The sequence below is a fragment of the Stenotrophomonas sp. YJH_SMC_106-19 genome (assembly GCF_059368375.1).
This window is the reverse complement of sequence record NZ_JCAFRQ010000001.1, coordinates 1130817-1143857: the sequence shown is the minus strand read 5'-3', so window position 1 is coordinate 1143857 and position 13041 is coordinate 1130817. Positions and strand designations below refer to the sequence as shown.

The window sequence follows — 13041 nt, the reverse complement described above, 5'->3', positions numbered from 1 at the left end:
GCTTTTTTTGTAGAGTCGAGCCATGCGCGACTTTGCAAGCATGCGAAAAACACGAAGGACCTCTGCCATGAAACGACTGATCCTGCTCACCGCCTGCACCCTGGCCCTGGCCGCCTGCAGCAATCCCGAAGAAGAGCGCAAGGCGCAGGAAGCCGCCGCGGCCGCCGTTCAGGCGCAGAAGGAAGCCAAGGCCGAGGACGTGGCCAGGCAGTACGACATGGCCGTCGCCGCGCAGGACTGGGAGCGCGCGCGACTGCATGGCGCCGCGCTGCTGGATGAGTACAAGGACACGGCCGCCGCCGAGCGCATCGCCGCAGGCTTCGAAGAGGTCAAGGCCAAGGGCGATGCCGCGCGCGACCTGCGCCGCATGCAGGCGCTGTGGCAGTACAACCAGATACCGGTCGGCAACAAGGGCAACCAGGTGTCGGCGCAGATCTACAGCAAGGAACGGGTGGACGTGGATGGCAGCGGCGCCAAGCCGGTGCAGCTGGTGTTCCGCGATCACCCGGAGTGGAAGCGGCACGCCTACCTGGTGCTGCAGGCCGGCGATTTCCGCTGCCCGCAGTGTACGGTGAAGGTGACCGTGGACGACGGCAAGCCGGTGTCGATGGCCGCCTGGCGGCCGCAGACCGATGAGGCGATTGCGCTGTTCATCACCGATCAGAAGGCGCTGTGGAAGCTGGCGCGCAAGGGCAAGTCGATCAGCATCGAGTTCCCGGTCAAGGCCGGCGGCACCCGCACGGCGGTGTTCGAGACCGGGGGCGTGGACGCAAGCCGCATGCCGTCGTGGTGGCAGTGATGCCGGGCGCGGCCACGGCCGCGCACGCGCTGCCCGCGATCCGCCACTGGGTGTTCGACATGGACGGCACGCTGACCGTCGCCGTGCATGATTTTGCCGCGATCCGCCGCGCATTGGAGATCGCCGCCGAGGAAGACATCCTCGACCATATCGCGGCGCTGCCTGACGCATCGGCTCAGGCCAAGCGTGAGTGGTTGCTGGACCACGAGCGCGGGCTGGCCGAGGAGGCGTTGCCGGCACCGGGCGCGGTGAAGCTGCTGCGCGCGCTGGCGGCGGCTGGCTGCCGGCTGGGCATCCTGACCCGCAACGACCATGCGCTGGCGAAGCTGACGCTGGAGGCGATCGGGGTCGGGGAACTGTTCGACGATGCCGACATCATCGGCCGCGAAGAAGCGGTGCCCAAGCCCTCGCCGGATGGCCTGCAGCAGCACCTGCGGCGTTGGGGCATTGCCGCCGCGCAGGCGGTGATGGTGGGTGACCACGCCTATGATCTGGACTGCGGCCGTGCCGCCGGCACCCATACCGTGCTGGTCAACCTGCCTGACAACCCGTGGCCGGGCCGCGCGGATTGGCACTTCGCCGATTGCCGCGCCCTGTTGGCAGCGTGGCAGGGCGCATGACCGTGTAGAGCCGAGCCCACGCTCGGCTGCTCTGCGGTCAGATCGCGCTGGCGCGCGCAGGCCGAGCATGGGCTCGGCTCTACAGACAGCAGGCAACGTGTCGGTCGGAAGTTCCGGTGGTGCCGGCCGCTGGCCGGCAGTGTCGACCCAGGTCGACACCCACCGAGCAGATGCGCGGGCAGTTCGGCTTACGCGTTCAGCGCGTAGCCAAACTGCTGCTTGAACTGCTCGTTGAACTCATCGAAGGTGAAGCGCTGGTTCTGGGTGCCCGGGTGCTCGACCTTCAGTGCGCCCATCAGGTTGCCCATGCGGCCGATGGTCAGCCAGTCGTAGCCTTTCTGGATGCCGTAGATCAGGCCGGCGCGGAAGGCATCGCCGCAGCCGGTTGGATCGACCACACGGCGCTCGTGCGCCGGCGGGATGTCGTAGCTCTTGTCCGGCGTGTGGATGACCGCGCCCTTCGGGCCGCGGGTGGTGATGTAGGCCTGCACGCGGCTGACGATTTCCTTCTCGTCCCAGCCGGTGCGTTCCTGCAGCAGGTTCGACTCGTAGTCGTTGACCACCACGTAGTCGGCCTGCTCGATGAACTGGCGCAGCTCCGGTCCGTTGAACAGCGGCATGGCCTGGCCCGGGTCGAAGATGAACGGGATGCCGTCCTCGTGGAACTCCAGCGCGTTCTGGATCATGCCTTCGCGGCCGTCCGGGCCGACCAGGCCCAGGGTCACGCCCGGCACGCCACGCACGTGGTTCTCGTAGGAGCGCATCATCGCGCCCGGGTGGAAGGCGGTGATCTGGTTGTTGTCGTGGTCGGTGGTGATGAAGGCCTGCGGGGTGAACAGCTCATCGATCACGCGCACGCGCGACAGGTCGATGCCCAGGCCATCGAAGTACTCGCGGTACGGGCCGAAGTCCGAGCCGACCGTGCCCATCGGGATCGGGTGGCCGCCCAGTAGATGCAGGTTGTAGGCGATGTTGCCGGCGCAGCCGCCGAACTCGCGGCGCATCCGCGGGACCAGGAACGACACGTTCAGGATGTGCACCTTGTCCGGCAGGATGTGATTCTTGAACTGGTCCGGAAACACCATGATGGTGTCGAAGGCAAGAGAACCACAGATCAGAGCGGACATCGATGTAAGCCTATGCGGTGAATTTTGGGGTGGGCCTGCCCGCTTCGACGGGCAAGCAAACGGCGCCCTTGGGCGCCCGACGGCGCAAAGGTTACCCGCTGGTGCCGCTCAGGGCCAGAAGCGGGTGATGCCGGATCAGGCCCAAAGCCTGTGAAGACGCGGGTTCAGCTGGATTTTTCCTTGCTCGGCGGCAGGCGGGTTGCTAGGCTTGTCGGCCTCGATTTCTGCCCATTTTTTCGCCATCCCGCGGCGGGCACGACACCCCTCAGGACTCCTTCCTCAGATGTTCAAGAAACTCCGTGGCATGTTCTCCAATGACCTGTCCATCGACCTGGGCACGGCCAACACCCTCATCTACGTGCGCGGGCAGGGGATCGTGCTGAATGAGCCTTCGGTCGTGGCCGTGCGCCAGGACCGTGCCATCGGTGGCACCCGCTCGGTGGCAGCCGTCGGTGCCGAGGCCAAGCAGATGCTGGGCCGTACCCCGGGCCACATCACCACCATCCGCCCGATGAAGGATGGCGTCATCGCCGACTTCACCTATACCGAGGCGATGCTCAAGCACTTCATCAAGAAGGTGCACAAGTCCCGCGTGCTGCGCCCGAGTCCGCGCGTGCTGGTCTGTGTGCCGGCCGGCTCGACCCAGGTCGAGCGTCGTGCGATCAAGGAATCGGCCGAGGAAGCCGGTGCCCGCGACGTGTACCTGATCGAAGAGCCGATGGCCGCTGCGATCGGCGCCGGCATGCCGGTCACCGAAGCCCGTGGCTCGATGGTCATCGATATCGGCGGTGGCACCACCGAAGTGGCGGTCATCTCCCTCAACGGCATCGTCTATTCGGCCTCCGTCCGCATCGGTGGCGACCGCTTCGACGAGTCGATCACCAACTACGTGCGCCGCAACCACGGCATGCTGATCGGTGAAGCCACGGCCGAGCGCATCAAGGTGGAGCTGGGCTGTGCCTACCCGCAGGCAGAGGTGCAGGAGCTGGAGATTTCCGGCCGCAACCTCGCCGAGGGCGTGCCGAAGATGATCAAGATCAGCTCCAACGAAGTGCTCGAAGCCCTGCACGAACCCCTGTCGGGCATCGTCAGCGCGGTCAAGCTGGCCCTGGAGCAGACGCCGCCGGAACTGTGCGCCGACGTCGCCGAGCGCGGCATCGTGCTGACCGGTGGTGGCGCCCTGCTGCGTGACCTGGATCGCCTGATCTCCGAGGAGACCGGCCTGCACGTGCAGGTGGCCGACGATCCGCTGACCTGCGTGGCCCGCGGCGGTGGTCGTGCGCTGGAGCTGGTCGACATGCACGGCAACGAGTTCTTTGCGCCGGAATAAGCTGTCCCGGCCGTTCCTGCCCGCAGCGCCCCTCCGGGGTGCGGCCCGTCGCGTTGGCGGGCCGGCACCGGCGGGGCGTCCGCGTGTTTCCCCTCCGCCTTCTGCCAGTTGAATCGTTGCCGTGCCGCCCTACGCCGGTCCTCCCGTTGCTTCCCGATCCGGTGATGCCGCCAGCCCGCTGCGGCTGCTGGCCTATCTCGCGCTGGCCATCACCCTGATCGTCCTCGACGACCAGGCCGGCTGGCTGGCGCGCCTGCGTGAACAGGCCAACACCCTGGTGCAGCCGGTCTGGGCCCTGGCAGGCCTGCCGGGCAAGCTGGGCAGCCAGGTCAAGGACAACGCGGCCAGCCACAGCCAGCTGGTCAGCGAGAACCGCGAGCTGCGCAACCAGCTGCTGCTGGCCAACGCCCGCCTGACCCGTCTGCAGACCGCTGCGCTGGACAATGCCCAGCTGCGCGAACTGTTGAACGTGGCCGAGCGCAGCGGACTGGACGTGCAGTTGGCGCCGATCCTCGATATCGACCTGGATCCGGTGAAACAGCGTCTGGTACTCGATGCAGGCAGCCGCGAGGGAGTGCATGTCGGCCAGGCGGTGATCGACGCCGGTGGGCTGATGGGCCAGGTGATCAGCGTTACCGGCGGCACCTCCACCGTGCTGCTGCTGACCGACCCCGACCATGCCGTGCCGGTGACCGTGGCCCGCAACGGTGTCCGCCTGATCGTCTACGGTCGCGGCGATACGCTGGAACTGCGCGACATCCCGCTCAGTGCCGGGGTGGAAGTGGGCGATGAGATCGTCACCTCCGGTCTCGGTGGCCGTTTCCCGGCCGGTTTCCCGGTCGGCACCATCACCGCGCTGCGCCCGGATGACACCCATGCCTTCCTGGTCGGTGAGCTGAAGCCGGCCGCACAGCTCGACCGCGGCCGCGATGTGCTGCTGCTGCGCCCGGGCGCAGCGATCCGCATCCCGCCAGAAGTACGCCTGCAGCTGGAGGACACCGCGCCGGGCGGGCCAGCCAATGCGGTTACCGTGCCGGTCCCGGCAGTTCCGGCAGCAGCACCGTCAGCAGCACCGGCAGACACCCGCGCAGGGCAGCCGTCGGCGCCGGCCGTCACTCCGGCGTCTTCGACCGCCCCGGATCCGCAGCCGGCAACCGGACCGGCCGCCGCCGCAGAGGTCCAGCGATGAGCCGCTTGCGCGACAATCCCTGGGTGCTGCCGGCCAGTCTGGTGGTGGCCCTGCTGCTGGGCCTGCTGCCGTTGCCGGCCCTGCTGCAGCCGCTGCGCCCGTACTGGCTGGCGCTGGTGCTGGCGTACTGGGTGATCGAAACGCCCGAGCGCGTTGGTCTCGGCATCGCATTCGCCAGTGGGGTTGTCGCCGACCTGCTGTATGGCGGGGTGCTGGGTGAACAAGCGCTGCGCCTGGTGATGCTGGCCTTCATCCTGCAGCGCTTCCGCGCCCGCATCCGCTTCTTCCCGATGTCCCAGCAGATGCTCGCCATTGGTGGCCTGCTGTTCAACGACCGCATCGTCAGCGCGCTGGTGCACATCGTGGTGGATGAGCCGACGCTGCCGTGGTCGTACTGGTGGGCGCCGCTGCTGGGCATGGGCCTGTGGCCGCTGGTATTCGTGCTGCTGGACGCGGTGCGTTTCGGCAAACGCGGGCGTTGAGCCATGATTCCGCGCCGCCAGGTCAAGAACCCGCACGCCGAAGCCGAGCAGTTCCGCCGTCGTGCGGCGCTGGGTTTCCTGGGGGTGCTGGTCTGCCTGCTTGGGCTGGGGGGCTGGTACTTCAAGCTGCAGGTGCTGGACCACGACATCTACGCCACCCGTTCGGAAGCCAACCGCATCAAGCCGCGGCCGGTGGTGCCGGGGCGCGGCATGATCTACGACCGCAACGGCCGCCTGCTGGCCGAGAACGTGCCGGCTTTCCGCCTGGACGTGACCCCGGACAAGGTCAAGGACATGGATGCCACGCTGGAAGGACTGGCAAAGATCATCGAGATCAGTCCGGAAGAGCTGGAGGCGTTCAACAAGTCGCGCAAGGCGCGCCGGAAGTTCCTGCCGGTCACCCTCAAGCTGCGCATGACCGACGATGAGATGGCACGCTTCGCCGTCGATCGCTGGCGCTTCCCGGGTGTCGAGCTGGAGCCCTACCTGACCCGTCGTTATCCGTACGGCGATCTGTTCGCGCATATCATCGGCTACGTCGGTCGTGTCGATGACAAGGATCTGGAGATCCTTGGCGAGGGCAATGCCGCGTTGACCCACATCGGCAAGTCGGGCCTGGAGCGTTATTACGAGCAGCAGCTGCGCGGCAAGGTCGGTTACGAGCAGGTGGAGACCAACGTGCAGGGCCGTGCGATCCGCACCATCGGCCGCGTTGCCGCGCAGTCCGGTGTCGACCTGCGCCTGTCGATCGACGCCGACCTGCAGCGGGCGATGGTTGCCGCCTTCGGCGACCAGGAAGGCTCGGCGGTCGCGATGGACCCGCGCACGGGCGAGGTCCTGGCGATGGTCAGCCTGCCATCGTACGACCCGAACCTGTTCGTCAACGGCATCTCCCACGCCGATTTCAAAGCGTTGAACGACAATCCATCGCGCCCGCAGTTCAACCGCCTTGTACTGGGCGGTGTGGCCCCCGGCTCGACGCTCAAGCCGCTGATCGCACTGGCCGGTCTGGACGCCGGTGTGCGCCGCCCGGAAGACAAGATCCTGTCCACCGGCATGTTCTACCTGCCCGGCACCAGCCGCGGCTGGGGCGATGCCAACCGTGGCGGCCATGGCTGGACCGACCTGCGCAAGTCGATCTCAAATTCGGTCAATACCTATTACTACCGGCTGGCGCTGGACCTGGGCATCGAGCGTTTCGACCATTACATGGACTATTACGGTTTCGGCCAGCCGACCGGCATCGACCTGACCGGCGAGATCGGCGGCATCCTGCCGTCACCGGCGTACAAGCGGAAGACCCGCAAGGAAGCGTGGTACCCCGGCGATACGGTCAACATCAGCATCGGCCAGGGCGACTGGAAGGTCACTCCGCTGCAGCTGGCGCGGGGCGTCAGCGGTCTGGCCAGCGGGCAGCTGCGCACGCCGCACCTGGTCATCCAGCAGCGCGAAGGGTTCGACAGCGAGTGGACCGGGGTGCCGGCACGCGACAGCAAGCCGGTCAGCCCCAATCCGAACAACGTGCAGGCCGTGCGCGAAGGCATGATGGCGACCATGCAGCCCGGCGGCAGCGGCTGGCGGGTGGCGGTCGGGGCGCCGTACGTGATGGCCGGCAAGACCGGCACCGCGCAGGTGGTCAGCCGCCGTGGCACGGCAGCGGTGAATCCAAAGAGCCTGCCGATGCACCTGCGCCACCGTGCGCTGTTCGTTGGCTTCGCGCCGGCTGATCAGCCGGTGATCGCATTGGCGATCGCGGTGGAAGGCGGCGGTTACGGCGGCTCGGCAGCTGCGCCGATCGCACGCAAGGTGTTCGATGCCTGGCTGCTGGGCAAGATGCCCGATGGCATCCAGCCGCTGGACAGTGAACGCGGCACCACCGCCATCGGTGCGACCGCTTTCGACAACGAGGACGTGGGCGCCCGCCAGGCGGGGGATGCTGCCGCCGCACAGGTCGGTGAGCATCCGGTGCTGATCGGCGCTGCGGTCCCGCAGCCCCAGCCGCAACCGGGAACACCCGCTGCGCCGGCACCGGCACTGCCTGCCGCGCCGCGTCCACCGGCGGCTGCGGAGGCGACGCGATGAAGGCCTTCCTGCGATGGGCCGGGGACATGCTGCGGCGCTTCTTCAGCACGCTGGACTGGGTGCTGTGCCTTGCCCTGGGCGCGCTGATGATGATCGGCCTGGCCACGCTGAAGAGTGCGGGCGGCGACAGCCTGGTAATGGCGCAGGGCGCCCGCTTCGCCGTGGGCATGGCCGCGCTGTGGGCCATCTCGCGGGTACCGATCCTGCGCATCCGTTCGGCGACGCCGATGATCTACGCGATCTCGATGATCCCGTTGCTGGCGGTGTTCGTGCTCGGTACCGGCAAATACGGCCGGCAGTGGCTGGACCTGAAGTTCTTCTACCTGCAGCCGGCTGAACTGCTGAAGGTGAGCCTGCCGATGATGGTGGCCTGGTACCTGCACCGGGTGCCCTTGCCACCACGCATCAATACGGTGCTGGTGTCGCTGGTCATCATCGGCGTGCCGACCGGTCTGGTGATGCTGCAGCCGGACTTCGGCACGGGCGTGCTGATCGCCGCCAGCGGCGTGTTCGTGCTGCTGCTGGCCGGGTTGCCATGGTGGTGGGTGGGGCTGGGCGTGGGCGGCGTGGCCGCGGTTGCGCCGCTGGCCTGGTTCTGGCTGCTGCGGCCCTACCAGAAGGACCGCATCATGATGTTCCTCGACCCGGAAATGGATGCGCTGGGCGCGGGCTGGAACATCATCCAGTCGAAGATCGCGATCGGTTCCGGCGGGTTCGACGGCAAGGGCTGGGGCGAAGGCTCGCAGTCGCACCTGAACTTCATTCCCGAGCAGACCACCGACTTTGCATTCTCGGTGTTGAGCGAGGAATTCGGCTGGATCGGCGTGGCCGTCGTGCTGGCGCTGTACCTGGTGGTGATCGGGCGCTGCCTGTGGATTGCCAGCCAGTCGCGCGACTCCTATTCGCGGCTGCTGGCCGGTGCCACCGGCCTGGCGTTCTTCGTCTACGTGCTGGTCAATGGCGGAATGATCTCGGGTCTGTTGCCGGTGGTGGGCGTACCGATGCCGTTGATCAGCTATGGCGGTACGTCGGCCGTCTCGCTGCTGGCCGGCTTCGGGCTGGTGATGGCAGTGCGCAGCCACAATCCCGTGCACGGCGGCTACGGCTAGCACCTCCGGGAGCGCGCGGCCGACGCGGGTTGCGGCACCTCTGCGGTTTCGGGCAAGGCCGGGGCCGTCCAACGCTTGCGCAACGCCCTTCATGGAAGCGTTCCCATGAAGACGCGCAACAGCAGGTCTGCTGACCAAAGCCCTAAAAAAACGTTATCTAGTTCACACTTTTACGCTGCGTTGATTTTGATCAATGGACTTGTCGCAATCGGCCTGCACAATGGCGGCCCGTTCGGCACGGCGCGCCGTCTATCGTTGCAGCGCGAGGGGGCGTCGGGCGGGAAGCAGTACTGATCCAACGGATACAGGGCGCGCGGGGTACTGCCACTGGGGAGCGGCAGCCGCGCGCGTATCGACCGGATCCGGTCGCCGGTTGCGTCTGCGGGGATGGGGACGCAACCGGCAACCTCTCAACTGAATGCGATGGATCGCTCACATCGTTTTCACAATTTCGACTGCTTGCAAGCAAATCGTTGTGATTCATGGTGTTAGGGGTTTTAATTCATCCATGACCTGCTAACCTGCGACGATGATTCGACGCACTCTGGCCTGCATGCTTACCCTCGGCCTGGTCGCCTGCGCGACCCAGCCGACATCTCCACCGTCTTCACCGCAGGCCAGCAGCACGCCGCGCCATCCGGCCAGCAAGCCCAAGGGACCGGCCGAGGCCGCACCGGAAGCCACCGCCGCCACCGCGCCGCCGGTCGATCTCACGCCGGTTCCGTTCGAGACCGCGCGCGCCACCTTCATCGCCGATACCGCCAAGCGTTACGGACTCCAGCCCGACGAGATCCGTCGCGTGCTCGACCAGGCGCAGGTGCGCCAGCCGATCATCGCCGCGATGTCGCGCCCTGCCGAACGGGTCAAACCCTGGAACGAATACCGGCCGATGTTCATCAGCAAGGCGCGCATCGAGGGGGGCCGTGCCTTCCTCGCCGAACACCGCGCCGAGCTGGATCGCGTGCAGCAGCGCACCGGTGTTCCGGCCGAGGTGATCGTGGCGATCATCGGCGTGGAGACCAGCTATGGCAGGAATGCCGGCAACCACCGCGTGCTCGATGCGCTGTACACGCTGGCCTTCTACTACCCGCGCAGCGGCGATCCGGAGAAGCTGGAACGCGAGGTGCGCCGCGAGCTGTTCTTCCGTGATGAACTGGCCAAGCTGTTTGAACTGGGCCGCGAGGAGAAACTCGACATCACCACGCTCAAGGGCAGCTATGCCGGTGCGATGGGCATGGGCCAGTTCATGCCGTCCAGCTACCTGGACTATGCCGTGGATGGCAACGGCGACGGTCGCCGTGACCTGTTCAACAGCTACGACGACGTGTTTTCCTCCATTGCCAACTACTTCGTGAAGAAGGGAGGCTGGGTCCGGGGCGGGCAGGTGGCCGTGCCGGCGACACTCGCTCCGGGGCGCGAGGAATTCAATCCGACCGAGTGGGCACCGACCTGGTCGCTGGCCGATCTGGCCCAGCGTGGCTATCAGCCTGCCGCACCGGTACAGCCGGGTGCGACGGCCACTCCGGTTACGCTCGAGGGCAGCACCGGCAAGCAGTACTGGCTGGGCTTCCAGAACTACTACGCGATCACCCGCTACAACCTCTCGAAGATGTATGCGATGGCCGTGTTCCAGTTGTCGCAGGCCATTGCCGGACAGGAGCTGCCCCCGGCATGAACATCAGATGGCTGGTCCCTGGATTGATCGTCCTCGCGCTGGCCGCCTGCAGCAGCGCTCCGAAGAAGCCGGCCACCGCCGGCCACGGTGGGACGCCTTCCGGTACGGTGGTGCAGGGCAGGGGCACGCGCCCGGCGCATTGTCCGGAGGGATCGCCCTATGCGGCGGCCAAGGAAGACCCGAACACGCGGGGCAACTACACCGCCGGCGGCCTGTACCGGCCGGGCGTGAAAGACAGCACGCCGAGCTACATTCCGAACGTGGCCTGCATTCCCGAGCCGGAAGTGACGGCTGAAACACGTTCGGCCATCGGCAACAAGTCGCCGTACGTGGTGCTGGGCAAGTCGTACAAGGTGCTCGACGATACCCGCGATTATGTCGAGCGCGGTACGGCGTCGTACTACGGCGCCAAGTTCCATGGCCGCCTGACCTCGAACCGGGAGGTCTACGACATGTACCAGTTCACCGCTGCGCACAAGACGCTGCCGCTGCCCAGCTTCGCCCGCGTGACCAATCTGGACAACGGCGAGTCGGTGATCGTGCGGGTCAATGACCGGGGCCCGTTCCATGATGGCCGCGTGGTCGATCTGAGCTATGCCGCTGCGGTACGCCTGGGCATCACCCAGCGCGGAACCGGCAATGTGGAGGTGCGCGCGCTGCAGCCGGGTGAGGGCAATCTGCTGGCGCAGAAGCCGTCGCGCCGCGAGCGCCGGGCGGCCGAAGCCGCCGCCGCTGCCGGTGCGGCGACGACGATGGCGAGCACTGTCGCCACGCGCCCGGCGGCCGACAGCGACATCGACCGCCTGGTCAAACGCCTGCCTGCCGATGCGGTGCCGACGCGGGGCCAGCCGGCCACCACGCAGGCGGTGGTCAGCACGCCGCCGGACGTGGCGGTCAGCAGCCTGCCGCCGAGTGCAGTGGGCGTCCGCACTGCGGCACCTGCCGCTGCGCCGGCGAGGGTCGCCGCCACGGCGCCGCGCGCTTCCGCGGCACCGGCCAGCAGCCCCACGCTGTCGCAGCAGGTGGTGGGTGCGGTGATGGTGCAGGTGGCCAGCTTCTCCAACCGTGACAATGCCAATCGTGCGATGGGCCAGCTCAATGCGGCCGGCATCGTCGGCGCGACCATCAGCGACATCGCCGCCGGTGGCCGCACGCTCTTCCGTCTGCGCGTACCCGCCAGCGACCATGCCAGTGCCGCGGAACTTGTCGGCCGCATCGCCGGTCTGGGCCTTGGATCGCCGCAGATCGTCAAGGATTGATCCCGCCCGGGTCGGTGCTGCCGGCCCGGGCCCCCCCGGCCTACAATGGCCATTCTGTTCCCCCTCCATTCCCGGCCGTCCCTGGAGCCCGCTGTCCAATGAATTTCCGTTCCGCCGCCACCGCCCTGGCCGCCACCCTGGTGGTGGGCCTGGCTTCTGCCCAGACGCCGCTGCCGACCCCGGCCGCACCTGCACCTGCCGCCGCTGCGGCTCCGGCCACCGTGGCCACGCCACCGGCCCCGGTGCCGAGTGTGTCCAAGGCCTGGATCCTGATGGACTACGCCACCGGCCAGGTGCTGGCGGGCGAGAACATCCACGAGCAGCTGGCGCCGGCCAGCATCACCAAGGTGATGACCTCCTACGTGATCGCCGCCGAGGTCAAGAACGGCAAGGTCCGTGCGGATGACCAGGTGATGATGAGCGAGCGCGCCTGGCGCGAAGGCGGTGCGGGTACCGACGGCAGCTACAGCGGCTTCCCGGTGAACCAGACCGCGCGCCTGGAAGACATGGAAAAGGGCATGGCCATCCAGTCCGGCAACGATGCCGCGATCGCCCTGGCCGAGCACGTGGCGGGCAGCGAGGAAGCCTTCGCCTCGCTGATGAACAGCTACGCCGCCAAGATCGGCATGAAGAACTCGCACTTCGTCAACGCCCACGGCCTGACCGCCGCGGGCCACCACAGCACCGCCTATGATCTGGCGTTGCTGGGACGGGCGATGGTGCGTGATTACCCGGAAACCTACGCGTACAACAAGATCAAGGAATTCCAGGTCGGCAACATCAAGCAGCCCAACCGCAACCTGCTGTTGTGGCGCGACGGCAGTGTCGATGGCATCAAGACCGGGCACACCTCCGAGGCGGGCTACTGCCTGATGAGCTCGGCGCAGCGCGGCGACCAGCGTCTGATCGCGGTGGTGCTGGGTGGCGCCTCCGAGAAGCAGCGCGCCGATGACAGCCTGGCGCTGTTGAACTGGGGCTTCCGCTTCTTCGAAACGCACCGCCTGTATGAGCCGGGCAAGGCCGTCGCCGAGCACAAGGTGTGGAAGGGCACCAGTGACAAGGTGCAGCTGGGCGTGGCGCAGCCGATGCTGGTCAGCGTGCCGCGTGGCCGCTACAACGATCTGAAGCCGAGCATCGATGTGCCCAAGACCCTGGAAGCGCCGTTCACGGCCGGCCAGCAGATCGGCACGGTGAAGGTGAGCCTGGATGGCAAGGTGGTGGCCGAAGCGCCGCTGGTGGCGGTGGCTGCCGTCGAGCAGGCCGGCTTCTTCAAGCGCCTGTGGGACAGCTTCTGGATGTGGTGGGAATCGGAATGATCCGCGGCGCCATGCGATGACGTGAAAAGGAAAAGGCCGGCGCATGCCGGCCT

The 13041-nt window shown here is 67.2% G+C and carries 12 protein-coding genes; 11 read left to right on the top strand and 1 reads right to left on the bottom strand.

Annotated elements, in window-relative coordinates; all coding sequences use genetic code 11:
- Nucleotides 1-67: 67 nt before the first annotated feature.
- Together AC5P5M_RS05045 and AC5P5M_RS05040 are read left to right on the top strand one after the other, a co-directional pair.
- Nucleotides 68-799, top strand: a complete 732-nt coding sequence (locus AC5P5M_RS05045) for a hypothetical protein (protein ID WP_164150675.1) — start codon at nucleotides 68-70, stop codon at nucleotides 797-799.
- On the top strand, nucleotides 799-1419 hold the full coding sequence (locus AC5P5M_RS05040; RefSeq protein ID WP_164150710.1) for an HAD family hydrolase: 621 nt from the start codon (nucleotides 799-801) through the stop codon (nucleotides 1417-1419). The genes AC5P5M_RS05045 and AC5P5M_RS05040 overlap by 1 nt, the downstream gene beginning before the upstream one ends.
- Before the next feature lie 188 nt (nucleotides 1420-1607).
- Here the strand turns inward: AC5P5M_RS05040 and AC5P5M_RS05035 are convergent, their stop codons facing one another.
- Nucleotides 1608-2546 carry a carbohydrate kinase family protein gene (locus tag AC5P5M_RS05035; protein WP_128989981.1) on the bottom strand — a complete coding sequence of 313 codons (939 nt, stop codon included), beginning with the start codon at nucleotides 2544-2546 and terminating at the stop codon, nucleotides 1608-1610.
- Between the two features lie 283 nt (nucleotides 2547-2829).
- Between AC5P5M_RS05035 and AC5P5M_RS05030 the strand changes: the two genes are divergently transcribed.
- From AC5P5M_RS05030 to AC5P5M_RS04990, 9 genes are all read left to right on the top strand, one after another.
- Entirely contained in the window at nucleotides 2830-3876 is a 1047-nt protein-coding gene (locus AC5P5M_RS05030; protein ID WP_005411077.1) for a rod shape-determining protein, read from the top strand.
- Between the two features lie 121 nt (nucleotides 3877-3997).
- Nucleotides 3998-5065 (top strand): rod shape-determining protein MreC, encoded by a 1068-nt coding sequence (mreC, locus tag AC5P5M_RS05025; RefSeq protein ID WP_197600924.1) that lies wholly within the window; start codon nucleotides 3998-4000, stop codon nucleotides 5063-5065.
- On the top strand, nucleotides 5062-5547 hold the full coding sequence (gene mreD / locus AC5P5M_RS05020) for a rod shape-determining protein MreD (protein ID WP_053519639.1): 486 nt from the start codon (nucleotides 5062-5064) through the stop codon (nucleotides 5545-5547). Before mreC ends, mreD begins: the two co-directional genes overlap by 4 nt.
- A 3-nt stretch (nucleotides 5548-5550) precedes the next feature.
- On the top strand, nucleotides 5551-7629 hold the full coding sequence (gene mrdA / locus AC5P5M_RS05015; RefSeq protein ID WP_065175165.1) for a penicillin-binding protein 2: 2079 nt from the start codon (nucleotides 5551-5553) through the stop codon (nucleotides 7627-7629).
- Nucleotides 7626-8738, top strand: a complete 1113-nt coding sequence (rodA, locus tag AC5P5M_RS05010; RefSeq protein WP_053519637.1) for a rod shape-determining protein RodA — start codon at nucleotides 7626-7628, stop codon at nucleotides 8736-8738. Before mrdA ends, rodA begins: the two co-directional genes overlap by 4 nt.
- A 105-nt stretch (nucleotides 8739-8843) precedes the next feature.
- A complete protein-coding gene (locus AC5P5M_RS05005) occupies nucleotides 8844-9032 on the top strand; it encodes a hypothetical protein (RefSeq protein WP_197572726.1) in 189 nt (62 codons plus the stop codon).
- A gap of 235 nt (nucleotides 9033-9267) precedes the next feature.
- Nucleotides 9268-10413, top strand: coding sequence for a lytic murein transglycosylase B (mltB, locus tag AC5P5M_RS05000; RefSeq protein WP_053519636.1), 1146 nt, complete (start codon nucleotides 9268-9270; stop codon nucleotides 10411-10413).
- Entirely contained in the window at nucleotides 10410-11672 is a 1263-nt protein-coding gene (locus tag AC5P5M_RS04995) for a septal ring lytic transglycosylase RlpA family protein (RefSeq protein ID WP_253120110.1), read from the top strand. Before mltB ends, AC5P5M_RS04995 begins: the two co-directional genes overlap by 4 nt.
- Before the next feature lie 98 nt (nucleotides 11673-11770).
- Entirely contained in the window at nucleotides 11771-12988 is a 1218-nt protein-coding gene (locus AC5P5M_RS04990) for a D-alanyl-D-alanine carboxypeptidase family protein (RefSeq protein ID WP_053519634.1), read from the top strand.
- Nucleotides 12989-13041: the final 53 nt, after the last annotated feature.